The sequence below is a fragment of the Flavisolibacter nicotianae genome (assembly GCF_003628535.1).
Lineage (GTDB): Bacteria > Bacteroidota > Bacteroidia > Chitinophagales > Chitinophagaceae > Flavisolibacter > Flavisolibacter nicotianae.
This window is the reverse complement of the sequence record NZ_RBCI01000004.1, coordinates 549,346-572,518: the sequence shown is the minus strand read 5'-3', so window position 1 is coordinate 572,518 and position 23,173 is coordinate 549,346. Positions and strand designations below refer to the sequence as shown.

The window sequence follows — 23,173 nt, the reverse complement described above, 5'->3', positions numbered from 1 at the left end:
TGCCGTAAATAAAAGCCATTATGAAAAAATTCTTTATGCTGGCTGCCCTTTTCGCAGCCCTGTTTACGACAACAGCCAATGCACAGGGTGGCCCTGGCGGTGATCCCCAGCAAATGCGCCAGCGGATGATTGAGCGCATCAAACCCCAACTGATCGAAAAAACAAAGGTCTCTGATGCCGAAGCAGAAAAAGTGCTCGACATATACATGAGCACCTTCCAGCAGCGCCGCGAAATCCGCATGGACAACAGCTCGAGCGAAGAAGACAAGAAGAAAAAAATGGATGCCATCGACGAAGAAACGACCAAGAAGTACAAGGCAATTCCCCTGAAAGACGAGCAGGTAAAAGCTGTGGGCGAATTCTTTGAGGATATGCGCAAAAACCGGATGAACCGCGGTGGCGGCAATCAATAACGCTTTCTTCCTACTTTTGACGCCCCGCAAATGCGGGGCTTTTTTATATGGCAGAAGATTTAACCATTGCGACCGGTTCGAAGAAAGAACAATACGAAGCCTTGCTTCCGCAAGTGAAAGGCTTGCTTGACGGCGAAACGGATTTGATCGCCAACCTGGCCAATGTAGCCGCTGCACTCAAAGAGCAGTTCGGCTGGCTATGGGTGGGCTTTTACCTGGTTCGCAACGACGAACTGGTACTGGGACCTTTTCAGGGTCCCGTTGCATGTACGCGGATCAAGAAAGGGAGAGGCGTTTGCGGCGCCAGTTGGGCAAAGGCTGAGGCATTGATTGTTCCCGACGTGGAAAAATTTCCCGGTCACATTGCCTGCAGCAGTTTGTCGCGGTCGGAAATCGTGCTTCCACTTTTGAAGGAGGGTGTGGTAGCCGGCGTACTTGACGTGGACAGTACTGAGCTAAACACCTTCGACGAAACAGACAAGATATACCTTGAAAAAATTATTCAATTTATTTCTCTTTGATAAAGAGAGCGAAGAAGGAATAACAAGCAGTTTTCGTTCTTCGATTCGCAGTCAGATTTCCTGGACAAACGCAGGTATATAGTTGTTCAAACAACTTACGAATTAAGAAAAAAGCGGCCACTGTGCCGCTTTTTTGGCGAAAGCGGCACAGTATTTCCGGTGCATACATGGCAAATTGATCGTATGGAAAAAAGAAAGGATAGCAACCAGTCGCGACCGCAACACGGAAGGCACGAGCATCCTTTGCCGCAGGAAATCAGCAAAACGGACAAAGAACGAAACGAAGCGGCACACAATGCAGCAGACAGGGATATGGAAAACGATGCAGAGTTAACGGCAGGCAGTCCAAAAGACGACCTGGATGAAGGCGAATCAGCCCGGCTGGGTGATCACACCTCTCTCATTTAATCATAACCGACAAACCATTTTTATGCAACAGTTTCAAGACCAAGACAGGCCAACCGGAAGGGAACGAAAAGAAGAGACGACCAGGGTCAATGCTTCTTTAAACCAACAACCGCAACAGGACAGAAGGTCCGGTGGCGAACCGGCAAAATACAATACCCGTTCCGAACGCCGCCGCATCGGGTGGGAAAATGACCTCTACGAAAGACAAAGCATCTGAGGTATGCCGGAAAGAAAAAAAGAACCATACGATTCAACCCGGGAGCCGGCCAGGGATAATGATGAAAATGCAACCGCAGCAGGCCGTAAGATCGGGTCCGAAGGTCTTTACAAGGGCTCCGGTTTAGGAATCACGCCAACTCCCGAAGGAGATGATGCGGGAGAGAACCGGGTGTCAACATCGTTGACAGAAGAATAAAAAAATGTTATGGCAAACAATCACAAGAATAGAAAAAGTGAAGCACAAAAACGGTTTGATGAAGCCGACAATGCAGGCCGTTTTGCCGGTAATGATGCGGACTCTAGAAAGGCAAAAGAGGAAGCACTGAAAGCTGGTGCACGGGACACGACAGGTTATGACTCTCGTCCGGTTGTCAATCAGAGAAGCCGGACCAATTCGGATAATGACGGCACCGATGAAGCGGCACACCGGGGTTCCGCACAGGCGGATGATTTTGCCGGTGATGCGCAGAATGTCAATGCCGACAACAGCAGGCCGTTGCAGGGCGATGAACTGAAACATGCCCGGAACAAAGCCAATGAAGGCAAAGGCACTGAGGGTAGCAGGTAGCGGGATGCGTTTGTGGCAGGCAGTCTTGGCTTGTAAACTGGTTTGGTAAAATAAAAACCTCCCGTTTGAAGGAGGTTTTTTCGTGTAGGCAATTCGATTAAAAATTAATTCGATTCTGCAGCCTGCTTTCCTTTTTTAAAGATCGGGTCGTACAGGTTGTACACTTCGTAAAAACCCTGTGAGCGCCATTTCAGGCGGGCAATGTACGCTTTGATCCGCTCTTCAATATTCTCCCGGTCAGAAGCCGGCACTTTGTTCAGGTAAATACTGTCCTTCAGTGCAAAAACGACCAATTGTTTCCAGGCATCTTCGGTATTTTGAAAATGTGTTGCCAGGTCAGTTGGTGATTTATACCGTTCAAACGATGAAATATTGGCCATGTAGTACTGGTAAATGAAATTCGAAAAGCGGCCATCGAGGTAAAGCTTGGTAACGTTGTGCGTAAACGAACTGGTGTCCACGGGAACATACACATCAGGAGTGATGCCGCCACCACCGTAAACTTTTCTACCGCCATTGGTTGTATAGGCCTTCTCCTTCTGGGTGTGAAGCGAATCGGGATTGATGATTTCACCATGTTCATACCGGTCGCGGATCTCTTCCATGTAGATCTTCTTGCCTTTGTCGTAGGGACGCTGGATACTGCGTCCGCTTGGCGTGTAATACCGTGCTACGGTCAGGCGAATGGCCGACCCATCGCTCAGGCCGTATTGTTCCTGCACCAAGCCTTTCCCGAAACTGCGGCGCCCGACAATGGTAGCCCGGTCCCAGTCCTGCAGTGCACCAGCCAGGATTTCCGAAGCACTGGCGGTTAGTTCGTCTACCAGTACAACCAGTTTTCCCGTTTCGAAAATGCCTTCCTTGCTGGCCTTGTATTCTTTTTTATCGATATTGGTTCCCTGCGTATAAACGATCAACTTGTCGCCCGACAAAAATTCATCGGCAATGTTGACTGCCTGGGTAATGTAGCCGCCACCGTTTCCGCGCAGGTCAAGAATCAGGTTTTTCATCCCGTTGCCTTTCAGCTTTTCCATGTTCTCCATGAATTCACGGTAAGTGGTTTCCGAAAACTTATTCAGCCGCAGGTAGCCTGTTTGGGAATCGACCATATAAGAAGCATCGAGTGCCGGCAGTGGAATACGGCCGCGGGTAATCGTGATCGTTTTCAGTTCATCGCCCCGTTTTACCGTCAGTTTTACGTTACTGCCGGCCTTGCCGCGAATCAACCGGCGAATATCCTGGATAGGAAGGGTTTTACTGATGATGGACGAGTCATTCACCTTAATGATCTTATCACCAAGCAAAAGGCCGCCTTTTTCACTGGGACCATCCGGTATAACGTACGTAATGTTGACTGTATCGCGAAAAAGGTTAAACTCTACACCGATGCCTTCAAAATTTCCGGCAAGATCTTCGTTGGCTTCCGCCACTTCTCTTTGCGGAATATAAACAGAGTGGGGGTCCAGCCGGTCCATAACCGCATTGATGGCATCGTCTTTCAGCGAATCCAATTGTACACGGTCGACATAGCGGTTCCTGATCAGTTCCATCGTCTCTTCGAGGGTTGTTGTTTTGTCGCGCCGGAAGAATTCGGCCGCACCGGTTTGCTGGTGCATTTTAAATCCAAAAAACATCCCCAGAATCATCACCACAGAAAGTATCAAAGGGAGCCAGACCTGTAATTTTTTATTGTGCATTGTTGCCTTTACTTTGTAAATATTTCGCAAAATAGGGCATTTCAGAGGAACGGTGTTTCCATCCCTGTATTTCAACAATTCTTTAAGCGCAACACATGTCTATGATTTTACTGGCCGATAGCGGGGCAACAAAAGCTGAATGGTGTTTGATCAACGGAACGAAAGAGACAACTCTTTTTACGGCGGGCATCAGCCCGTATTTTTTATCGACGAATGCCATCCGAGAACTGGTACAAAATGAAGTGGCTGCAGCGGTGAAAAATGCACCTGTGTCCAAGGTGTTTTTCTATGGCACCGGTTGCGCCAATCCCGAAAATGCCAAAAGCGTAAAAAAAGCCCTGCAGGCGGTTTTTCCTTCGGCACATATCTCGGTGAACACTGATTTGATGGCGGCTGCCAGGGCACTTTGCGGTTCGGAGAAAGGCATTGCCTGCATCCTGGGCACCGGCTCCAATTCCTGCTTTTACAACGGAAAGACGATTACGAAAAACAGCCCGGGCATCGGCTATGTACTGGGTGATGAAGGAAGCGGAGCCTACCTCGGAAAAAAAGTGTTGCAGTACTATATGTACGATACGTTTGACGAGGACCTGCGTGCCCGCTTCGACGCAAAATATGTGACCACCCCGGTCGAAATTCTGGACAATGTTTACAAAAAGCCTTTGCCCAACCGTTATCTTGCGTCCTTTACCATGTTCCTTGCTGAAAACCGCGGGCACTTTATGATCGAAAACATTATTGAAGACGGCCTCAATGATTTCTTTTTCCAGCACCTGAACAAGTACAACGAAGTATGGAAATACCCGGTCAGCTTTGTGGGTAGTGTTGCCGATGGCTTTAAGGATGTGATCCAGGGCCTGTGTGAGTCGTATGAGTTTGAATTGGGAAAGATCCTGAAAAACCCGATGCAGGGATTGGTCAGTTATCACAGCGAGTCGTAAAGTTTTCAGAGCGATTCGTATACCTTTTGGGTTCTGTGAAAACAAAAAATGTGTTTGTACACGAAACAAAACCGATGTCAGATTTTATCAAAATAACCGAGCAGCCGAGTACTTACCGGCACCTGGAGAAAATGACCATTGCCGAGTTGCTCACCAAGATGAACAACGAAGACAAAACCGTTCCCCTGGCCGTTGAAAAGGCCATCCCGCAAATTGAAAAACTGGTTGCTGTCCTGGCCGACAAAATGCTCGCCGGCGGCCGGCTGTTTTATATCGGTGCAGGCACCAGCGGACGACTTGCCGTGGTTGATGCCAGTGAATGTCCGCCCACCTTCGGTGTGCCCTATGGATTGGTCATTGCCCTGATTGCCGGCGGCGATGAGGCTATCACAAAAGCGGTGGAAAATGCAGAAGATGACTCGCAGAAAGGATGGGACGATTTGCAGCAATACAACATCACCGACAAAGACGTGGTGATTGGAATTGCAGCCAGTGGCACGACGCCTTACGTCATCGGTGCGTTGGAGGAATGTAAACGCCACGGCATTATCACCGGCAGCATCACCAACAATCCCGGTTCGCCGCTGGCAACAGTAGCCGATTTTCCCATCGAGGTGGAAGTGGGGCCGGAGTTTGTTACCGGCAGCACCCGCATGAAAAGCGGCACTTCGCAGAAACTGGTCCTGAACATGATTTCCACCTCGGTGATGATCCAACTGGGCCGTGTGGAAGACAACAAGATGGTGAACATGCAACTGACCAATGAAAAGCTCATCGACCGTGGCACGAAAATGATTATGGAGAAGTTGGACCTGGCGGATTACGAGAAGGCAAAGGGTCTTTTGCTTCAGTTTGGAAGCGTAAAAAAAGCCGTGGAAAATGCCGGTGCGAAGGGTTAAAAAGCAGCAAATGTGAAAATGTTGCCTCCCCGGGTGAAGCAGCATTTTCACATTTTGAGATTTGCTAATTTGCATGGTGATTTATGCATGATATAGAACCATATTACAATTGGCGGCACATTTATGTGAGTGAGGAAGATCAGCGGTCACCGTTCTATAACCGGCAGTATTCCGAATTTGAGTTTACCTCAACCGTTTACAATTATTATATCCACCCGCAGTGGGATGATTTCGGCAGCCGTACGCTTTATTTAAAAGTGCTGCTGGCTGATTACGAAGAGAAGTATGTTGTAATTGAATTACTCGGCGAATGGAATGACGCCATCGAGAACGACATCATGGAACTCAAGCGGGAAGTGATGGACAAGTTCATGGAAGAAGGTATCTTCAAATTCATTCTTATTACCGAGAATGTACTCAACTTCCACAGCGGCGATAAGGATTATTATCAGGAATGGTACGAAGAAGTGAGCGACGAAAACGGGTGGGTGGTGAGTCTGAACATGCCGCAGGCCACGCAGCACGATTTCAAAAAAGCGAAGCTGAATTACTACATCGAATTGATGGAGCTGGACAACTGGCGAATCTATAAGCCTTTCCACTTATTCAAGAAAATCGACAACGAGCTAAGTCGCCGTTTGCCCCTTTAGTTTTTTATTTTCTTTCACAATTTTGTTGTTCCGCACTTACCTTTGCGACACAAAATTTTTCAGTCCAAATATGAAATGGTCCTACTTCTTCACATCTGCAGTTGGAAGAAAAATCGTCATGGCGCTTACCGGTATTTTTCTCATAAGTTTTTTGCTGGTTCACGTAGGGCTGAATGCCTGCATATTTGCTGATCTGAATTGGCTCAACCCGGCCGACAACGGCGAAATGTTTAACAAGGCGGCGCACTTTATGGGTTCTACCATTGTGACCCGTTTGCTGGAGCTGGTGTTGTTCGCCGGTTTTCTCCTTCACATTATCCAGGGCTATGCCATCGAAGCCAAAAACCGCAGCCGCAGGGGCCAGGGTTACAAGGTTTCAATGGGTAGCCGCGGCAGCACCTGGATGAGCCGCAGCATGGCTATCCTGGGTACCCTGATTTTTCTTTACCTCGTCATGCACATTGCACAGTTCTGGGTGCCTTCCCGCATTACAAAGGATTTGCAAGAAGTGACCTATAACGGTGTAGAAATGCACAATCTTTATTTACGTATGTACGAAGTATTTCAGCAGCCCGTGGTCGTATTGCTTTACCTGGTTGGTGTGGCCGCGCTGGCCTTTCACCTGCTGCATGGCTTCCACAGTGCGTTTCGCAGCATGGGTGTGCACAACAAAAAATATTTGAGCTTGTTGAAGGGATTGGGCTATGGTTTTACCGTGATCGTGTGCCTGCTGTTTGCCCTGATGCCGATTGCCATGTACCTGCAATGGGTGAGCCCGAACAGCTGAGGAATATCCAACAGATGAAGGAATGGTGAATGGAGAAGCAAAGAAGAAGTAACCGTTAAAGACTGCAAACTATAAAATCGCAAATTTCAAATAAGAAATTGATTTATGCTTGACGCAAAAATTCCTGCAGGGTCGCTGGAGAAAAAATGGGAAGATTACAAAGGACATGTGAAGCTGGTGAACCCTGCCAACAAACGAAAAATTGAAGTGATCGTCATCGGTACCGGCCTGGCCGGCGCCTCTGCAGCCGCATCACTGGGTGAACTGGGTTACAAAGTGAAAGCCTTTTGTTTCCAGGACAGCCCCCGCCGTGCACACTCTATCGCAGCACAGGGCGGTATCAATGCAGCGAAGAACTACCAAAACGACGGTGACTCGGTCTTCCGTCTTTTTTACGATACAATTAAAGGTGGCGACTACCGTGCACGGGAAGCCAACGTTCACCGCCTGGCCGAAGTCAGTGCCAACATCATCGACCAGTGCGTAGCACAAGGTGTTCCGTTTGCAAGAGAATATGGCGGTTTGCTGAGCAACCGTTCTTTCGGCGGCACACAGGTGCAGCGGACATTTTATGCGGCCGGTCAAACCGGTCAGCAGCTTCTCATCGGTGCCTACCAGGCCCTCGAAAGACAAGTGGCACTGGGCAACGTGAAAATGTACACCCGCCACGAAATGCTCGAGCTGGTGATCGTTGACGGGAAGGCCCGCGGGATCATTGCCCGCGACCTGGTAACAGGGGCGCTGGAGCGTCATTTCGGGCATGCCGTGCTGCTGTGCAGCGGCGGCTATGGCAACGTTTTCTATCTTTCCACAAACGCCATGGGCAGCAACACCACTGCAATCTGGAAAGCCCATAAAAAGGGCGCCTATTTCGGGAATCCGTGCTTCACCCAAATTCATCCGACCTGTATCCCTGTAACCGGAGAGCACCAGTCGAAGCTGACCCTGATGTCGGAATCGCTGCGGAACGACGGCCGTATCTGGGTACCCAAAAAGCAAGGCGACAACCGTCGTCCCAACGAAATTCCCGAAGGAGAAAGAGATTATTACCTCGAGCGACGCTATCCTGCATTCGGTAACCTCGTGCCCCGCGACGTGGCTTCCCGTGCAGCAAAAGAGCGTTGCGATGCCGGTTACGGTGTCGGTACTTCCAAACAGGCCGTTTACCTCGATTATGCCGAAGCCATTCAGCGCTACGGTCACATTGAGGCCGGCAAGCGTGGACTCGAAAATGCCGATGCGCAAACCATCACGGTTTTGGGCAAGGAAGTCGTGAAAGAAAAATACGGCAACCTGTTCGACATGTACGAAAAGATCACCGGCGAAAATCCCTACGAAGTGCCGATGCGGATTTACCCGGCGGTACACTATACCATGGGCGGCCTGTGGGTGGACTATGAACTGATGACGACCATTCCCGGCCTGTATGCACTGGGCGAATGCAATTTCTCCGACCACGGCGCTAACCGTTTGGGTGCCTCAGCCCTAATGCAGGGACTCGCCGATGGTTATTTTGTCATTCCCTATACCATTGGCAACTACCTCGCCGACGAGATCCGCACCGCCGCAATTCCGACTTCGCACCCGGCGTTTGAGGAAGCCGAGAAAGCGGTTCGCGAACGCATCGATCATCTCATGAACATCAACGGCAAGCAAACCGTCGAAAGCATGCACAAGCGCCTCGGCAAAATCATGTGGGACAAGTGCGGCATGGCCCGCAATGCGCAGGGACTGCGTGAAGCGATCGAAGAAATTCGCCAGTTGCGCAAAGAATTCTGGAGCGACATCCGCATCCCGGGAAAGATCAACGAATTCAATCCCGAACTCGACAAAGCCAACCGCGTGGCCGACTTCATGGAACTGGGTGAACTGATGTGCCTCGACGCCCTGCAGCGCGAAGAAAGTTGTGGCGGTCACTTCCGCGAAGAAAGCCAGACGGAAGAAGGCGAGGCCCTGCGTCACGATGACCGGTTTATGTATGTAGCGGCCTGGGAAAACGCCGGCGATAACAACTGGACCTTGCACAAGGAAGACCTGAACTACGAAGTTGTGAAGCCCAGTCAAAGAAGTTACAAATAAGCATTTCTCCTTTCCTGAAAAGGGAGGGCGGAAGGCAATTGATAAAAAGCAGTTCTTTAAAAGATAGTTTGATTTTTGGGTAACCGGCAGCGGTAAACCGACCCTCGGCTGTGGAGTTTATCCGCACAAAGGAGGGTGCACACTCGTTGCGGTTCCGGTCACTGACTGGCAAAACAAACCCGGATGAACAACGCGTATTTATTTGTTTATGGCACGTTGCGGAAGGGCTACGGTTTGAAGCTGTTGCAGGAGATTGGTTCGGCGCTAACCTATGTGGGAGAGGCGACGGTCCAGGCAACATTGTTCGACCTTGGTGACTTCCCCGGTGCGGTGAAAGGTGGCGAAGCCGAAATCAAGGGTGACGTTTTTACCCTTCATGACCGGCAGGTTTTCGACCTGTTGGATGCATACGAAGGAGAGGCGTTCAAACGTGAAGAAGCCACTGTTCGGTTGCAGTCCGGGGAAAAGGTGAAGGCCTGGCTATACTGGTACACAGGCAACACAGCCAATTGTCCGGCGATCCCAAATGGCGACTATCTGGATTATTTGAAAAGCAAAAAAGACCGTTTCGTATAAATGGAACACTATACTATGAACCTGACGCTGAAAGTATGGCGCCAGTCAGAAAAAAACAGCGATGGCCGTTTTGAGACCTACGAAGTAAAAGACATTTCCTCCGAGATGTCTTTCCTTGAAATGTTCGATGTACTGAATGAACAACTGGTAATCGAAGGCAAAGACCCGATCGCCTTCGACCACGATTGCCGCGAAGGAATTTGTGGCATGTGTTCAATGTATATCAACGGACGTCCCCACGGCCCCTGGCATGCCACCACGACCTGCCAGTTGCACATGCGTGCTTTCAAAGACGGCGACACTGTTGTAGTAGAGCCTTGGCGGGCAAAGGGTTTCCCGGTCATCAAAGACTTGGTGACCGACCGTTCGGCTTTTGACCGCATTATTCAATCGGGTGGCTTTATTTCTGTCAACACCGGTAATGCCGTTGACGGAAACTCTCTCCCTATTGAAAAAGAGAAGGCAGACGCTTCCTTTGCTGCGGCGGCCTGTATTGGTTGCGGCGCCTGCGTGGCGGCTTGTAAAAATGCATCGGCTTCGCTGTTTTTGTCGGCAAAGGTGGCACACCTGGCGCTGTTGCCGCAAGGCCAGCCCGAACGGAAAAACCGTGTTTTGAGCATGGTGGCCCAAATGGACAAGGAAGGCTTCGGCTCCTGCACCTTTACAGGTGCTTGTGAGGCTGTTTGTCCCAAGGAAATTGCCATCACCAACATTTCCCGCATGCACAAAGATTACCTGGCGGCGGGTCTTTCGAACGAACGTTAACGATTGGCGAGATAACACACATGAGAAAAAAAGAGCAGGGCGTTGGCCCTGCTTTTTCGTTTAAAGTGCCGCGGCAAATTCGGCCAGCGACGCAAAGCGCAGGTCGATGGTGGGATGCGGAAACGGCTCATCGGGATTGGTGGTGGTAAGAAAAACGGTAAACATGCCGGCAGCCCGCCCAAAGCGCATGTCACTGGGTTTATTACCCACCATGATGCTTTTTGAAAAATCAATGTCCGGGAAATCCTGTTTTGCCTGGTACGCCATGCCGGGATTGGGTTTGCGGTGATAGGAAGTGTTTTCCACGTCGGTGCAGTAATAGATCTTTTCAATATGGCCCCCGGCGATCTTTACTTCCCTCTGCATCTCGTAGTGAATGCTGTCAAGCGATTCATTCGTCATGAGCCCTTTTCCCACGCCCCGCTGGTTGGTGATGATGATCAGCTTTCCAAAAACATCGCTCAACTTTTTGAAGGAGTGCAAAACGCCCCTGCTAAAAATAAATTGGCCCCAGTGCAGCACGTATTCACCGACCGTTTCTTCATTGATAACGCCATCACGATCGATGAAGAGGGTCCAGCTTTTATCAACTGCTTTCAGGTCCAGTGTAGGTGATGCCAGTTCCTCTTGTGCTTTTTCAAAATCCGCTGGAATGCCGATATCGATAAAATAACCTTCCTGCACCGACGCATAAAACACGCCTTCCGAGCAATATTTTTCGAGGTAGTCTTTCTCAAAGGAAAATTTGGGCGGAAAGGCACGACGGAAAAATTTCTCCTTGTCGAGAAGATAAACACCACCGTTGATCAGGCCTGATTCAAAAAACCGTTTTTCTTCAAACGATCCAATGCGTCCTTCCTTGTCGAGTTGCACCGCACCATAACGGTCAAAATTTTTCATCGGTTTCAAAGCCAGTGTACATTCTGCGTCGGCACGGCGGTGTTTGTCTGCCAGCGCCGCAACATTGGCTCTAAATAATGTATCGCCATTGACGATCAACACCTGTTTTTCCCTAGTCTTTTGCAGGGCCATCCGGATACCGCCACCCGTGCCAAGCGGTTCGCTTTCTTCTGCAAGCACATAATCCAGTGTCGGGTAGTGCTCTTTCAGGTATTGTACAATGGTATCGGCTTTGTAGCCCAGCGAAAAAACAAAGCGGGACAAGCCCTGCATGCGCAGCGAATCGATCACATGCGAAAGAAAGGGCCGGCCGGCCACTGGTGCCATCACCTTTGGCAGATCGGGAACGGCATCACGCAAACGGGTGCCAAGTCCCCCGGCCAAAACTATGACTTCACGTATGTCCCTGTAATCGGGAGAAAGAGAGGAAGGGGTCGAATTCATGTCGGTCTTCATTTCAATACTTGATTCTTTGCTGGTTACTGCCTGCGTTTCACGTACGACTTTTCGCAGCCCAGGCGCTGCAAAGAAACGTTTTGCTATATGCTATTTCAAAAAGGAAGCAGCTAGTCAAAATCGGGATAGAGAAGGTATTTTTTCCGGATGACTTTAAATGCACCCAGCTTGGGTTCCCAGCTTTGGCGGATCTCGTCTTCTGATTTGCCTTCTTTGATCTGCTGCATCAGTTCGTCGGTGCCGGCAAGACGGTTGATGCCGTTGTTTTTGGTGAAGAAGTTTTCTTTGTCGGGAAAGAGGCGGTACGCCTCAAGCAGGTATTTCAGTTGCAGCCGGTTGCCCACCTTTTGCAGCACCTGCTCCGGTGTGCCGCTTAAATCGTAGCCATAACAGGTCTTGCCTTTGTGCTTGGGTTCCGGAGCGCCGGTTGTGGAAGCTGGCATAAATGAGAACATCGTTTTGGGCATCAGCGGGTGACCAATGTATTGAAACGGTTTGGGCGTTCCGCGTCCTTCGCTAAAGGTTGTGCCTTCGAAAAAGCAGGTCGAGGGATACCAGTAGATCGACTGCATTTCGGGAAGGTTGGGAGAGGGCTTCACCGGAAGCATGTATTTGCTTTTATGCGTGTAATTGGCCACCGGGATCACCTGCAGGTGGAAATATTTGGCGCCTTCCCTGAACCGGATCAGTTTTAGTTTTTCATAGGCTTTGTTCGCGGCTTCGTTCAGCCAGCCTTCTTCGAGAAGCATGTGGGCATATTCGCCGATGGTCATGCCGTATACAACCGGGATCGGTTGCAGGCCGACGAAGGATTTAAACTTCGTATCCAGCACGGGCCCGTCCACGTAAAAGCCGTTCGGGTTGGGACGGTCAAGGATCACGAAGGGAATGCCGTTCTCCAAAGCGGCTTCCAGGAAATATTGCATGCTGGAGATATACGTGTAAAAACGGGTGCCGACATCCTGGATGTCGTACACCATAATGTCCACGTCACGCAGGTCTTCAGGTGTCGGTTTGTTTTTTTTGCCGTAAAGGGAAACGACAGGCACACCGGTTTTCGGATCGGTTGTGGTTTCAATCTTTGCACCGTCGGGTGCATCGCCGCGAAAGCCGTGCTCGGGACCAAAGACAACCTTGATTTTCACACCTGCGTGCAGCAGGGTGTCGATCAGGTGGGTGTTTCCGACAACGGAGGTTTGGTTGACCAGCAGGGCCACATTTTTTCCTTTCAGCAAGGGCAGGTATTTATTCATCTGATCGGCGGCCGGAATGATGGCGGTTTGCGGAAGGCTTGCGGAGCCTTTCGTTTTCACCTTGATCTTGTTTTCACTGATCCTGATCTTTTGCTTTTGGGCGGAACACTGGCTTTGTACGGACAACGCAGCCAAAAGAAAGAGAAACAAACGGGATAACATGGTACTGCTTTTGAGGTAAAATTCAAAGATCAGCAAAATAACGAAAGAGAAAGAGGAAAGATGGTTAACTTGCCGGCCCTGCTTTTATCTTTTTTGCTCTCCCCACCTGGTGCTGCAAGAGCGGTTGAAAGTGGCAATATTCAATAACCGGATTAAACAACGATTAAATTAGTAAAACATGCAACAAGCAAAAGAAGGCGACAAGGTAAAAGTGCACTACCACGGTCGTTTGCGCTCAGGTGAAACCTTTGACTCCTCTGAGGGCCGCGATCCGCTTGAATTTACAGTGGGCGCCGGTCAAATGATCAAAGGCTTTGACGAAGGCGTAAAAGGCATGCAGGTAGGTGAGAAGAAAACAGTGGAGATCGGCGCCGATGAAGCCTACGGCCAACGGGAAGCAGGCAACCTGATCGAATTCCCGAAGGACCAGTTTCCGCAGGGCATGGATCCTCAGGTGGGCATGCAACTGATGCTTAGCAACGACCAGGGACAACAGTTCCCGGTGGTTGTAGCCGAGGTAAAGGAAAACGCTGTCGTGCTGGATGCCAACCACCCGCTGGCTGGCCAGGATCTCATCTTCGATATCGAAATGGTGGATATCCAGGCGACCTCCCGAATCATCATGCCGTAAATAAAATCGTACGTCCAAAACGATACCGGCAACAGCCGGACGTTTTCAATATAGTGTTCAACGCTGGTTTCGGCCAGCGTTTTTTTATTGTTAGGATGCCAGCCTGCCAAATGCCCAATTGTGCTTTTTTCTTTCGAAAGGTGTTACACGGAAATTGCTTTCAGGTTTCCGTAAATGCCGATGGCAGAGGAAGGATGACAATAGAGAGAAAGTAGTGGGCAGCCGGCAATAGGCAGGAATGGAAATTCGAATGCTGACTTCTTTATGGACTCAGCGGGATTTTCACCAGGCCGGTTTTTCCTTTCCAGAGCGGCCCGTTTTGCAGCAGGCGGATTGCCTCAGCATCGCAGGCCGTGCAAAGCGATTTGGTTACGCGGATATTTTGGGGGATACCTTCAGTTGAAATTTCGAATTGCAGTTCAACGAACCGGCTGCTGTCGGGCAGTGCAGGTAAGCCGGCAACCGGTTTCCTGTTGCGAGAGACAAAGTTTTCAAACAGCGGCCAGCCGTTCACGGGCTCTCCGTCCGTTACCCCGTGGCCCGGCGCGGCAGTTTTAGCAGCCGCCACCCTGCGCAGCCGTGCATTTTCTGTGTAGCCGTACTGGCCTGTCGAATCGGTGGGCAAAGGCCGGGCAGTAGCAGCGGCGGTTTGGTTAGTAACCGAGTCCAGCCGCTCTGCAGGCGCAGCGAGTACTTGTATGGCATCAGCGGTTGCTGGTTCTTCCCCTCGTGTTTTCACTGCCCCAGCGGCCGCAGGAGCTGTACTCGTTGCCGTAACTCGATCATTTGTTTGAACAGTTCCTTTTTGTTTTGCAGCGGCAACTACCTGTCGGTTATCGCTGCTGTCCGTTGTGCCTGTGGAAGCGGTGGTTTGCACCGGCGACTTGGCGGGAACAGTGAGTTTCGGGGCTTGTTGTTGTTCCTTTACCGAATTATTTTTTGCGATTTCGCTGCCACGCGGGGAAAATGTTTGGATCGCCAGCCAGCCGGCACCGGCAAGTAAAACAAACAGCGCTGCTATGCGAAGCCACATTGGCACGACGATACCCGCTCCGCCGGCTCGCCTGTCGATGCGTTGTTGCAGGCGGTTTTGCAGTTCCTGCAGGTCGGCGGCTACTGGTGATCGTTGCATGTAACCGTCCAGTGCATCAGCCAAAAGCGGGTCGTCCAGCGCAGCCTTTTCGAGCCGGTGCATTTCCGCAGCCGACATTTCGCCACGGAGGTAGCGTTCGATGTCTTTTGCTGTATAATTTGTCGGCTCACTCATTTGATTGAATTTGCTGTTTCGCAGCTTCCATGCAGATCTTCAGGTTGCGCCGTCCGTTCTGAATGGAACTTCGTACGCTGTTCCAGTCGATCCCGGTGTCTTCACTGATTTCCTTGTAGCATTTACCCTGCAGGTAAAAAAGCTCGATCACGTTTCGTTGGCCATCACCCAACTGCTGCAGGCAGTCTTCCAGTTGCCGCAGGTTTTCTTCACGGGCCAGTACCGCTTCCAGATGCCCGTCTTCGCCCGATTGCATAAACGAATCGGACAATTTTGTAACGGGTTGTTTTTTCTGCTGACGCAGCTTCATCAGGCAATGGTTTTTTGCCAGCGTATAAACCCAGCTTTTGAAATTTTCCACCTCGTGCCGTTGCAGCTTGGTTACCAGCTCTTCAAAAATGGCCATCACCGCATCCTGTGCGTCTTCTTTATCAGCAAGGTATTTCAGGCAAACGCCATAGAGCAGGTCCATGTAGCGGCTGTACAAGTCGCCCAATACCGCCAGACTCAAGGTGGTGCGATACGCCGAGATCAGCTCCAGGTCCGAAAGCGATGAGGATGATATGTTTCGCAGGAATGCCAGGCACTAAAAATAAGAACGAATTCCCTGTTTGGTTGTTAACGTTGTAAGCAGTTCAGTGACGGAAGGGTGTTTCAGTGTGCGCAAAAGTTACATCCCGTTTTTCAGCGCTGACTTTAAGGAAATCCTGGATGCAATCTTGTTTTGTTTGATGAAATTCCAACGACGAAAAGAAACGGAGCTTTCAAAGTTCACGATTGTACCCGGTCCTGTACCGATCGGTGAATCGGTTTGGCTGGATGTGAACGAAATGGAGCCGGGATCGTACCGCCTGGCGATTGTAAACAGCGCCGGAAATGACGTTCAAATCAGCGAATGCCTTATCACGCGGCAAACAAAGACAATTTTACTCCCTACCGACCTGCTTCCGGCCGGTCCCTATTTCGTCCAGTTGACCAATCTTTTATCCGGGAAGATTTTCCGGGAAATCCTGGTGGTGCCGTGAACGGCTGAACTTTCAAATACATGACCAGGAAAAACGACTGCACAAAAATTTTTTACATGGTCCGGTAAACAAAGCGCATTCGCTTTTACCAACGCTTTATCCATTCGATTGAAATCCCGGATGGTATTGTTCGAGTGTTTTGCGCAGGTATTCGCGGTCGAGATGGGTGTAAATTTCTGTTGTGGTTATGCTTTCATGTCCCAGCATTTCCTGCACGGCACGCAGGTCGGCGCCGCCTTCCACGAGGTGGGTGGCAAACGAGTGCCGAAAGGTGTGGGGCGAAACGGTTTTGTTGATACCGGCTTTTTTTACGAGGTCTTTGATCACCAGGAAAATCATCACCCGGGTCAGGCGTTTGCCGCGCCGGTTTAAAAACAATATGTCTTCTTCGCCTTTTTGGATAGCCTGGTGCACCCGCACGTAATTGGTGTATTGCAGGATGTGTTTAACCGCGCTGCTGCCGATGGGCACCAGCCGTTCTTTGTTGCCCTTTCCGATCACACGGACAAAACCCACATCAAGGAAAAGCTGGGAAAGTTTCAGGTTCACAACCTCGCTTACACGTAAACCGCAACTGTACATGGTTTCCAGGATGGCTTTGTTGCGGGTACCTTCCGGTGTGCTCATGTCGATTTGCGCCAGTATGCTTTCAATTTCGTTGAAGCTGAGCACGTCGGGCAGGGCTCTTTTGAGCTTTGGTGCTTCGAGTAACGTGGTGGGGTCGACGGTGGAGATGTCTTCGAGAAGGCAGTACTTGTAAAATGTCCGGAGCGCCGAGATGAGGCGGGCCTGGGAGGTTGGCGTCATTCCCAGTTCTGCAATCCACTGCACAAATTGCTGCAGGTTTTTCAGATCGATTTCGGGTGGCGCTTTCTTCAGGTCATTGGCCAGGAGAAACTGTGTCAGTTTTTCCAAGTCCGACAAATAGGCCTTGACGGAATTGTCGGAAAGAGACCGTTCCAGTTGCAGGTAGGCTTTGAATCCTTTTTTATATGGCTCCCACATGGTACAATCGGCAATGGGCAGTACGCAATGGTCAAAAGACAATTTCTGCTGTCTCTGCTCTTAGCCGATTGTGTACTGCCATGTTGTTTTAAAGGCTCACTTTTTTCTCGTACGGCTTTTTATTGCCTTCGCGGATCATCTGCACAAAAATGCGGTCCCTGGTAATGTGTACGCTGTCGACCATTTCGTGCAGCTTGTTGAAGTCGATTTGATACTGCTTGTCGAATGCAAGCACGGCCTTTTTGCCCGACTGCAGATTTTCCACGAAGACCGAGCCCCTGTCGGTATAGGCGATCAGTTCCGGGTCGATGGAGAACTTGGGATCGAACTTTGTAAAAGCAGCCGTGATTTTGCGACGCTCTTCGCTTTTGCTGAACGGCAGCTTCAGCAAATACCCTCTTCCTGTTTTGCAGTCGTTGAATTGCAGCCAGGCATAACTGGTGTCTTTGAAAAAGCAATCGATGGCCGACTTGTTCAGGTACACGTCCTGCCCGAGATCGTCGCGAAGCGAAAGCAGTTTCGACCCGGCGAGATCGTGCGTCCATAAAACAGTGTCGCCCTTGCAGGCATTGAGACCGATGACCACCACAGGGTTTAGTTTGTGGTCGCCTTTGAACCGCAACGAATCGGTGCCGCAGGCTGTATCGCAAAAGTTTTTAGCCGATGTCGAGCTGTTGCTGCAGGAAGTGAAAACAAGAAACAAGGCAAGGAGAGTGGTAAAACTGATTGTTCGCATAAAAAATCGGTTGCAAACAAAAATAAGGGAATTCAAAGCGTTACATCTTCAATGAGAAAATACTCCACCCGGCCGGGTGCGATTTGGGTGATGGAAATGACGTCGAGCCGGAAGTCATCGTATTGCGGGTGAAGGAAAAGGAATTGATCGATCGCCTGCAGCAGGGACTTGATTTTTTTCTTCGTTACCGCTTCTTCCGGATTGCCATACTGGTTGCAGGAACGGAACTTGACTTCGACAAAACGCAGCTTTTCATTTTTAAGGGTCACCAAGTCGAGTTCGTAACGGCCGTAGCGCCAGTTGCGGTGCAGCAGCTGATAGCCTTTTTCGGAGAGATATTGCTCGGCAAGTTTTTCGCCTTCCTTTCCAATGTCCAAGTGCGAGGCCATTGTTATCTTTAGCCCAATTTAAAAATTAAACTGCGGAATGCATAGTCTTACCAAATTACGCGGCGTTGTTCAGCACTATAGCTGGGGAGGAAATACGTTTATCCCGGCCCTGATCGGAGAAGAAAATAAAGAGGACAAGCCATTTGCCGAATACTGGGTTGGTGCCCACCCCAACGCACCGGCCATACTGGAGAATGAAGAGAAGAACTCGTTGTTTACTGCCATTCGAAATGCACCAGCAGAAATTCTCGGTAAACGCGTTGCGCAGCAATTCGGCACGTTGCCCTACCTGTTTAAAATTCTCGATGTGCGGCAAATGCTTTCCATCCAGGTGCACCCATCCATTGAGTCGGCCGTGAAAGGTTACCGGGAAGAAAATGAAAAAGGAATCCCGGTTACGGCACCCAACCGGAATTACAAAGATCAAAACCACAAGCCCGAACTGATGGCCGCTCTGAGCGATTTCTGGCTGCTTCACGGCTTTAAAGACGAACGTGGAATCGAGGAAGTCTTCGATTCCGTTCCGGAGTTTGGCGAGTTGCGCAAGGCCTTCCAATCGGGTGCCTACCAGGGTTTGTACGAAACCGTGATGACGATGCCGCAAGAGAAGGTGAACGATCTTTTAACGCCGTTGGCGCAGAAAATTCTTCCGCAGTACGAGGCGGGCAGCCTGCCAAAAAACAGTGCTCATTTCTGGGCGGCAAGAGCCGTGAAAACATTTTGCCGGGACAATCACTACGACCGGGGCATCTTTTCCGTCTATTTTTTCAATCTTTTGCACCTGAAAAAAGGCGAAGGCATTTACCAGCCCGCCGGCCTGCCACATGCCTATCTCGAAGGGCAGAACGTGGAGGTGATGGCCAATTCGGACAACGTGTTACGGGCTGGTCTAACCGACAAACACATCGACGTGCCCGAGTTGATGAAGCACGTCAGATTTGAACCGACGGTGCCCGACATCATTCCGGCACGCGAAGAACAGGAGCAGGTGTACACAACACCGGCTGCGGAATTCGAGCTGACAAAATTTGCACTGGCCGGCCCTGCTTTTATTGCGGCGGAAAGCGCAACGGTCTTGTTTGTTTACGAAGGCAGCGCGGAGATCAGCACAAATGGCGAAAAACTGGTGCTGTGCAGGGGAGAAGCGGCGCTGATTGTTGCCGACAAAACGGTTGAATTGAAACCGGTTGACGGGACTGCAACGGTTTTTGCCGTTACGGCGCCAGCGGTGAAAAAATAGCTGTCTCGTTCTCCTTTCTTAATTAAATTTGTCGCTTCAAGAACAAAACACATGAAACTGAACAAATCCGTTTTACTTGCCTTTGGTCTTCTCGTCCTGGCATCTTCCCTGTACCGCGTTTGGCCGGGTCGTCCTTTTGGTTTTGCACCGCAATGGGCGATGGCTGTTTTTGCCGGTGCCGTGATCAAGGATAAGAAAGCCGCTTTCCTTTTACCCTTGCTTTCCATGCTGGTTTCCGATACAGTGTACCAGCTTTTGTATAACAGCGGCATCACCCAGATCCAGGGCTTTTATGGCGGCCAATGGCTGAACTATTTGTTGTTTGCGTCGATGACCGTATTTGGTTTCATGATCGCCAGGCGTCTCAGCGCCGCCAGGGTACTGGCTGCTTCGCTGGCTGCACCTTCTGCATTTTTCCTCTTGAGCAATTTCGCGGTATGGGTCGGCGGCGGCGGTTATCATCGTCCGTTGACGGGTGCCGGACTGCTCCAGTGCTATGCTGACGGCGTACCCTTTTACCAAATGAGTCTCCTGGCAACGCCGGTGTTCTCAGCCATTTTGTTCGGTACGTTTTTCCTTGTGGGTCAAACCTTCTGGAAAGCCGAAAAGCAAGCTGCCTAAAATAGATTTCTGCATAGAAAAACCCTCGCTTTGGCGAGGGTTTTTTGTTTATAGAGTCAGGTGGTTGGGATCCATTTCGTACCCTTCGTCAACCTGGAGGTCGCTGCCATCGGCTGCCGTGGTGGCCAGCACGTCGCAACGGTTATTGAACGGGTTGTTGGCATGGCCCTTCACCCAAACAAATCTTATTTTGTGCTGCTTGTATAAGTTGTAAAACTTTACCCAGAGATCCTTGTTTTTTTTGCCGCCCGAAAAATTCGTGGCAAGCCACTTGTTCAACCAGCCTTCATTCAACGCTTTAACGATGTACTGGCTGTCGGTATAAACGGTGATGGTCAAACCCGTCTTCTTCAACGCCTCCAGCGCGGCGATAACGCCCATCAGTTCCATCCGGTTGTTGGTGGTTTTTCGGTAGCCTGCGGAAAGTTCTTTTCGTTTGTCTCCAAACATCAGGATGGCACCATAGCCGCCCGGACCGGGATTGCCTCTCGACGATCCGTCCGTATAAATTGTAATCGCTGCACTCATGTCGTGCGGCAAAATTAACCCGTTCGGCTATCCTGTTTCCCGATGGTGGAAATTTATTTCGGAAGGCGAGAAAATGTAAGGGGGAAACTTTCGCAGCTGCTTTCTTCTGCTATTTCCATTTCAGTTGCCCGATAGTAGATATTTGGATATTGGGATATTCGGATATTTCCTGCGACAATTTCATAATATCACAATATCGCAATATCCAATATCACTAGAAAGCGAAGTGCCGTTTCTTTTTACACATGGGTGTGAATCCTGAAAACACATTGAAGTGAACGATACCGTTTGCAATGCAAGCGATGACTTCATTTGTATGGTTATTGGCTACAAAAAAAGAAGATGGCCAAACTGCGGCCATCTTCCGGTAAAAGTTTTTGTAAACAAGGCGTGTTGTTACTCGTCCTTTACAAGCCATTGATAAAACCCGGGGAACTCTTCCCGCCAGGTTTCTTCGCTGTGCTTGCCCTCTGCACGGATATGGGTTTTGAGCCTGGCTTTCGAGTGTTGGTTCAGGATGTCGAAAGCAGCCAGCATATCCGGAACCATCGCATCACTTTCCTGTTGGCCCGCATAGAAATAAAAACGCCCTTTTGCTTTAGCAGCCTGCCGGGTCGTGTAGTCCTTGATTTGCGGTACAATCCAGAAGGCGGGTGAAAAAACGCCAGCCGCGCCAAACTTATTCGGGTATTTCAGCGCCGCGTAAAAAGAGATCAAACCACCCATCGAACTGCCGGCAATCGCCGTGTAGCGGGCACTCCGCTTCGTGCGGTAGTGGTGATTGATATAGGGCATCAGCGTTTGAGCAAGGAAATCCACATACGCATCACCCTCGCCTTTGCCGTAGTTCTCCATATCGAACGGTGAATATTCGTTGATGCGTTTTTCGCCGCCGTGATCCACGGCTACCACAATGGCTTCGCCGTACTGGTGACTCAAGGTATCCAGCGCTTCGTCTACTCCCCATTCGCCAAACGACGATGTGCCGTGGTCGAACAGGTTCTGTCCGTCGTGCATGTACAGGACGGGATATTTTTTCTTCGTGGTCGCATACGAAGGCGGAAGGTAAATCCACACCCGCCGGTGGCGATTCAACTGCGGCATGTAAAACGCCGTATCGAGGATATGAACATTTGGCGAAGCGGTTGAGGCTTTCGGCTTTTTCGGAAAATGATCTGTCCAGTGATCGATTTCTACCAAAATGGTCGTGTCTTTTTCAATAGTGAAAAACCTGTTTTCCATAGCGGTTCCGCCTTCACCGCTTTCGGCTGCATCCCAATTCCCGAGCGTAAACTTATATTCAAACATACCCTTGGGTAAGTCAATAGTAATGCCGCTTTTTTTGTCCTTCGCCACCACCGCATATTGGGGATTTTTGGGGTTCCAGCGGTTGAATGATCCCGCGATATAAATCGTATCGGCGGTATTGTGGTAGGGTGGAAGCCTGGAAAAAAGAAAATGCACTTTGTATTGTGCATTTATCATGATCGATGTCAAGCAAAACAGGAGGGCCGCAGCGCCTTTTTTCATGCAAACTATTTCAGTGTTTTCAGATAGTCCCTTACCTCGTTGTGAATACCCGCGCTAAGGGGAACCAGTGGCAGTCGAAGTTGATTTTTTACAATGCCCAACTCGCTCAAAACGGCTTTGACGCCGGCCGGGTTGTTTTCGGCAAACAACAGGTCGTAGCCGCGGAGCAGCAGGTTGTTGTAGCGGCGTGCGGTATCATAGTCACCGTCCAGCGCCGCCTGCACCAGCAGCGAAAAATCTTTGGGGAAGCTGTTGGCTGCAACACTGATGATGCCGTCCATGCCGCAGGCAATCTGTGCCAGGGCCAGGTTGTCGTCGCCACTCACCACCATAAACTCCTGCGGCTTGTCGCGAAGAATTTGCATGCACTGCGACATGTTACCGCTGGCTTCTTTGATGCCGGCAATGGTGCCGACTTCGTGCGCCAGCCGGATCGTGGTGGATGCGGCGATATTGCTGCCGGTGCGACCGGGAACATTGTACAGGATGATCGGCTTCGTCGTTGAATCTGCAAGCGCTTTGTAGTGCTGGAAAATTCCTTCCTGCGACGGTTTGTTGTAATACGGGCTGGCCGACAAAATAGCAACTGCATTTTCAATAGGGAAGGTTTCGATGTCCTTCACAATCGCAGCCGTGTTGTTGCCGCCGATACCAATGACGACGGGTACACGGTTCGCAACAAACGAAAAGGTTGCCTGGATGATGTCCAGCTTTTCCTCGCGGCTCAGCGTCGGTGTTTCCCCGGTCGTGCCGAGGGTGACAATGTATTGTACGCCGCCTTCGATCACAAAATTGATCAGGGAGGCCAGTGCATCGAAATCAATGCTTTTGTCTTCGTTGAAAGGGGTCACCAGCGCTACACCGGTTCCTCGTAAAATATCGCGAAGCATAACTAAATTGGTCGCTC

The 23,173-nt window shown here is 50.2% G+C and carries 28 protein-coding genes; 17 read left to right on the top strand and 11 right to left on the bottom strand.

The features are described 5' to 3' along the window. Positions 1-20: 20 nt before the first annotated feature. The 6 genes from D6024_RS14210 to D6024_RS14185 all read left to right on the top strand — a co-directional run bounded on the left by D6024_RS14210 (position 21) and on the right by D6024_RS14185 (position 2,129). Positions 21-413: a hypothetical protein gene (locus D6024_RS14210; protein ID WP_121355277.1), complete on the top strand. Its 393-nt coding sequence runs from the start codon at positions 21-23 to the stop codon at positions 411-413. A gap of 47 nt (positions 414-460) precedes the next feature. After that, entirely contained in the window at positions 461-934 is a 474-nt protein-coding gene (locus D6024_RS14205) for a GAF domain-containing protein (protein ID WP_121355276.1), read from the top strand. A gap of 183 nt (positions 935-1,117) precedes the next feature. Next, complete coding sequence (locus tag D6024_RS14200; protein WP_121355275.1) at positions 1,118-1,342, top strand: hypothetical protein; 225 nt, start codon at positions 1,118-1,120, stop codon at positions 1,340-1,342. 22 nt (positions 1,343-1,364) lie between these two features. Beyond that, positions 1,365-1,559: a hypothetical protein gene (locus tag D6024_RS14195; protein ID WP_121355274.1), complete on the top strand. Its 195-nt coding sequence runs from the start codon at positions 1,365-1,367 to the stop codon at positions 1,557-1,559. Between the two features lie 3 nt (positions 1,560-1,562). Continuing rightward, positions 1,563-1,757 (top strand): hypothetical protein, encoded by a 195-nt coding sequence (locus D6024_RS14190; protein ID WP_121355273.1) that lies wholly within the window; start codon positions 1,563-1,565, stop codon positions 1,755-1,757. Between the two features lie 9 nt (positions 1,758-1,766). Beyond that, entirely contained in the window at positions 1,767-2,129 is a 363-nt protein-coding gene (locus D6024_RS14185) for a hypothetical protein (protein WP_121355272.1), read from the top strand. Between the two features lie 104 nt (positions 2,130-2,233). On the opposite strand, the gene D6024_RS14180 is transcribed toward D6024_RS14185, so the two are convergent. Next, positions 2,234-3,763, bottom strand: coding sequence for a S41 family peptidase (locus D6024_RS14180; RefSeq protein ID WP_240410039.1), 1,530 nt, complete (start codon positions 3,761-3,763; stop codon positions 2,234-2,236). Between the two features lie 158 nt (positions 3,764-3,921). Between D6024_RS14180 and D6024_RS14175 the strand changes: the two genes are divergently transcribed. The 7 genes from D6024_RS14175 (at position 3,922) to D6024_RS14145 (ending at position 10,523) form a co-directional block, all read left to right on the top strand. Continuing rightward, complete coding sequence (locus tag D6024_RS14175; RefSeq protein WP_121355271.1) at positions 3,922-4,767, top strand: N-acetylglucosamine kinase; 846 nt, start codon at positions 3,922-3,924, stop codon at positions 4,765-4,767. 74 nt (positions 4,768-4,841) lie between these two features. Further along, on the top strand, positions 4,842-5,666 hold the full coding sequence (gene murQ, locus D6024_RS14170; protein ID WP_121355383.1) for an N-acetylmuramic acid 6-phosphate etherase: 825 nt from the start codon (positions 4,842-4,844) through the stop codon (positions 5,664-5,666). Positions 5,667-5,749: 83 nt separating this feature from the next. Continuing rightward, positions 5,750-6,316, top strand: a complete 567-nt coding sequence (locus D6024_RS14165; protein WP_121355270.1) for a hypothetical protein — start codon at positions 5,750-5,752, stop codon at positions 6,314-6,316. Positions 6,317-6,386: 70 nt separating this feature from the next. After that, positions 6,387-7,103, top strand: a complete 717-nt coding sequence (locus D6024_RS14160; protein WP_121355269.1) for a succinate dehydrogenase cytochrome b subunit — start codon at positions 6,387-6,389, stop codon at positions 7,101-7,103. A 105-nt stretch (positions 7,104-7,208) separates the two neighbouring features. Beyond that, a complete protein-coding gene (locus D6024_RS14155; RefSeq protein WP_121355268.1) occupies positions 7,209-9,182 on the top strand; it encodes a fumarate reductase/succinate dehydrogenase flavoprotein subunit in 1,974 nt (657 codons plus the stop codon). A gap of 183 nt (positions 9,183-9,365) precedes the next feature. Further along, the gene (locus D6024_RS14150) at positions 9,366-9,758 is read left to right on the top strand and encodes a gamma-glutamylcyclotransferase family protein (protein WP_121355267.1); all 393 of its coding nucleotides are present in this window, start codon (positions 9,366-9,368) and stop codon (positions 9,756-9,758) included. After that, entirely contained in the window at positions 9,759-10,523 is a 765-nt protein-coding gene (locus tag D6024_RS14145) for a succinate dehydrogenase/fumarate reductase iron-sulfur subunit (RefSeq protein ID WP_121355266.1), read from the top strand. Positions 10,524-10,583: 60 nt separating this feature from the next. On the opposite strand, the gene D6024_RS14140 is transcribed toward D6024_RS14145, so the two are convergent. Both D6024_RS14140 and D6024_RS14135 read right to left on the bottom strand, forming a co-directional pair. Then, positions 10,584-11,867: an HAD-IIIA family hydrolase gene (locus D6024_RS14140; RefSeq protein ID WP_205573282.1), complete on the bottom strand. Its 1,284-nt coding sequence runs from the start codon at positions 11,865-11,867 to the stop codon at positions 10,584-10,586. A gap of 122 nt (positions 11,868-11,989) precedes the next feature. After that, on the bottom strand, positions 11,990-13,294 hold the full coding sequence (locus D6024_RS14135; protein WP_121355265.1) for an exo-beta-N-acetylmuramidase NamZ family protein: 1,305 nt from the start codon (positions 13,292-13,294) through the stop codon (positions 11,990-11,992). Positions 13,295-13,472: 178 nt separating this feature from the next. On the opposite strand from D6024_RS14135, the gene D6024_RS14130 reads away from it, so the two are divergent. Beyond that, positions 13,473-13,925 (top strand): FKBP-type peptidyl-prolyl cis-trans isomerase, encoded by a 453-nt coding sequence (locus D6024_RS14130; RefSeq protein WP_121355264.1) that lies wholly within the window; start codon positions 13,473-13,475, stop codon positions 13,923-13,925. Between the two features lie 262 nt (positions 13,926-14,187). Here D6024_RS14130 and D6024_RS14125 read toward each other — a convergent pair whose 3' ends face one another. Continuing rightward, a complete protein-coding gene (locus D6024_RS14125) occupies positions 14,188-15,192 on the bottom strand; it encodes a hypothetical protein (protein ID WP_121355263.1) in 1,005 nt (334 codons plus the stop codon). Continuing rightward, on the bottom strand, positions 15,185-15,703 hold the full coding sequence (locus D6024_RS14120; RefSeq protein ID WP_240410038.1) for an RNA polymerase sigma factor: 519 nt from the start codon (positions 15,701-15,703) through the stop codon (positions 15,185-15,187). The genes D6024_RS14125 and D6024_RS14120 overlap by 8 nt, the downstream gene beginning before the upstream one ends. Positions 15,704-15,920: 217 nt before the next feature. Here D6024_RS14120 and D6024_RS14115 point away from each other — a divergent pair, with 217 nt between their 5' ends. Beyond that, positions 15,921-16,217: a hypothetical protein gene (locus D6024_RS14115; protein ID WP_162944768.1), complete on the top strand. Its 297-nt coding sequence runs from the start codon at positions 15,921-15,923 to the stop codon at positions 16,215-16,217. Between the two features lie 96 nt (positions 16,218-16,313). On the opposite strand, the gene xerD is transcribed toward D6024_RS14115, so the two are convergent. From xerD to D6024_RS14100, 3 genes are read right to left on the bottom strand one after another with little or no spacing between them, the layout of a single operon-like run. Next, positions 16,314-17,264 (bottom strand): site-specific tyrosine recombinase XerD, encoded by a 951-nt coding sequence (gene xerD / locus D6024_RS14110; RefSeq protein WP_240410037.1) that lies wholly within the window; start codon positions 17,262-17,264, stop codon positions 16,314-16,316. Positions 17,265-17,310: 46 nt separating this feature from the next. Then, on the bottom strand, positions 17,311-17,958 hold the full coding sequence (locus D6024_RS14105) for a TolB-like translocation protein (RefSeq protein ID WP_121355260.1): 648 nt from the start codon (positions 17,956-17,958) through the stop codon (positions 17,311-17,313). A 32-nt stretch (positions 17,959-17,990) separates the two neighbouring features. Beyond that, a complete protein-coding gene (locus D6024_RS14100; protein ID WP_121355259.1) occupies positions 17,991-18,347 on the bottom strand; it encodes a YraN family protein in 357 nt (118 codons plus the stop codon). 37 nt (positions 18,348-18,384) lie between these two features. On the opposite strand from D6024_RS14100, the gene manA reads away from it, so the two are divergent. Beyond that, complete coding sequence (gene manA, locus D6024_RS14095; protein ID WP_121355258.1) at positions 18,385-19,587, top strand: mannose-6-phosphate isomerase, class I; 1,203 nt, start codon at positions 18,385-18,387, stop codon at positions 19,585-19,587. Between the two features lie 51 nt (positions 19,588-19,638). Next, on the top strand, positions 19,639-20,208 hold the full coding sequence (locus tag D6024_RS14090) for a DUF6580 family putative transport protein (RefSeq protein ID WP_121355257.1): 570 nt from the start codon (positions 19,639-19,641) through the stop codon (positions 20,206-20,208). Positions 20,209-20,256: 48 nt separating this feature from the next. On the opposite strand, the gene rnhA is transcribed toward D6024_RS14090, so the two are convergent. The 3 genes from rnhA to dapA form a co-directional block, all read right to left on the bottom strand. Beyond that, entirely contained in the window at positions 20,257-20,736 is a 480-nt protein-coding gene (gene rnhA, locus D6024_RS14085; RefSeq protein ID WP_121355256.1) for a ribonuclease HI, read from the bottom strand. A 396-nt stretch (positions 20,737-21,132) separates the two neighbouring features. Then, a complete protein-coding gene (locus D6024_RS14080) occupies positions 21,133-22,266 on the bottom strand; it encodes an alpha/beta hydrolase-fold protein (protein WP_121355255.1) in 1,134 nt (377 codons plus the stop codon). 5 nt (positions 22,267-22,271) lie between these two features. Further along, the gene (gene dapA, locus D6024_RS14075; protein ID WP_121355254.1) at positions 22,272-23,156 is read right to left on the bottom strand and encodes a 4-hydroxy-tetrahydrodipicolinate synthase; all 885 of its coding nucleotides are present in this window, start codon (positions 23,154-23,156) and stop codon (positions 22,272-22,274) included. Positions 23,157-23,173: the final 17 nt, after the last annotated feature.

Bases quoted from the DNA above. Each gene is read 5' to 3' on its own strand.
- D6024_RS14210 (WP_121355277.1), top strand. From the start codon at position 21: ATGAAAAAATTCTTTATGCTGGCTGCCCTTTTCGCAGCCCTGTTTACG.
- D6024_RS14205 (WP_121355276.1), top strand. From the start codon at position 461: ATGGCAGAAGATTTAACCATTGCGACCGGTTCGAAGAAAGAACAATAC.
- D6024_RS14200 (WP_121355275.1), top strand. From the start codon at position 1,118: ATGGAAAAAAGAAAGGATAGCAACCAGTCGCGACCGCAACACGGAAGG.
- D6024_RS14195 (WP_121355274.1), top strand. From the start codon at position 1,365: ATGCAACAGTTTCAAGACCAAGACAGGCCAACCGGAAGGGAACGAAAA.
- D6024_RS14190 (WP_121355273.1), top strand. From the start codon at position 1,563: ATGCCGGAAAGAAAAAAAGAACCATACGATTCAACCCGGGAGCCGGCC.
- D6024_RS14185 (WP_121355272.1), top strand. From the start codon at position 1,767: ATGGCAAACAATCACAAGAATAGAAAAAGTGAAGCACAAAAACGGTTT.
- D6024_RS14180 (WP_240410039.1), bottom strand. From the start codon at position 3,763: ATGTTTTTTGGATTTAAAATGCACCAGCAAACCGGTGCGGCCGAATTC.
- D6024_RS14175 (WP_121355271.1), top strand. From the start codon at position 3,922: ATGTCTATGATTTTACTGGCCGATAGCGGGGCAACAAAAGCTGAATGG.
- murQ (WP_121355383.1), top strand. From the start codon at position 4,842: ATGTCAGATTTTATCAAAATAACCGAGCAGCCGAGTACTTACCGGCAC.
- D6024_RS14165 (WP_121355270.1), top strand. From the start codon at position 5,750: ATGCATGATATAGAACCATATTACAATTGGCGGCACATTTATGTGAGT.
- D6024_RS14160 (WP_121355269.1), top strand. From the start codon at position 6,387: ATGAAATGGTCCTACTTCTTCACATCTGCAGTTGGAAGAAAAATCGTC.
- D6024_RS14155 (WP_121355268.1), top strand. From the start codon at position 7,209: ATGCTTGACGCAAAAATTCCTGCAGGGTCGCTGGAGAAAAAATGGGAA.
- D6024_RS14150 (WP_121355267.1), top strand. From the start codon at position 9,366: ATGAACAACGCGTATTTATTTGTTTATGGCACGTTGCGGAAGGGCTAC.
- D6024_RS14145 (WP_121355266.1), top strand. From the start codon at position 9,759: ATGGAACACTATACTATGAACCTGACGCTGAAAGTATGGCGCCAGTCA.
- D6024_RS14140 (WP_205573282.1), bottom strand. From the start codon at position 11,867: ATGAATTCGACCCCTTCCTCTCTTTCTCCCGATTACAGGGACATACGT.
- D6024_RS14135 (WP_121355265.1), bottom strand. From the start codon at position 13,294: ATGTTATCCCGTTTGTTTCTCTTTCTTTTGGCTGCGTTGTCCGTACAA.
- D6024_RS14130 (WP_121355264.1), top strand. From the start codon at position 13,473: ATGCAACAAGCAAAAGAAGGCGACAAGGTAAAAGTGCACTACCACGGT.
- D6024_RS14125 (WP_121355263.1), bottom strand. From the start codon at position 15,192: ATGAGTGAGCCGACAAATTATACAGCAAAAGACATCGAACGCTACCTC.
- D6024_RS14105 (WP_121355260.1), bottom strand. From the start codon at position 17,958: ATGCGAACAATCAGTTTTACCACTCTCCTTGCCTTGTTTCTTGTTTTC.
- D6024_RS14100 (WP_121355259.1), bottom strand. From the start codon at position 18,347: ATGGCCTCGCACTTGGACATTGGAAAGGAAGGCGAAAAACTTGCCGAG.
- manA (WP_121355258.1), top strand. From the start codon at position 18,385: ATGCATAGTCTTACCAAATTACGCGGCGTTGTTCAGCACTATAGCTGG.
- D6024_RS14090 (WP_121355257.1), top strand. From the start codon at position 19,639: ATGAAACTGAACAAATCCGTTTTACTTGCCTTTGGTCTTCTCGTCCTG.
- rnhA (WP_121355256.1), bottom strand. From the start codon at position 20,736: ATGAGTGCAGCGATTACAATTTATACGGACGGATCGTCGAGAGGCAAT.
- D6024_RS14080 (WP_121355255.1), bottom strand. From the start codon at position 22,266: ATGAAAAAAGGCGCTGCGGCCCTCCTGTTTTGCTTGACATCGATCATG.
- dapA (WP_121355254.1), bottom strand. From the start codon at position 23,156: ATGCTTCGCGATATTTTACGAGGAACCGGTGTAGCGCTGGTGACCCCT.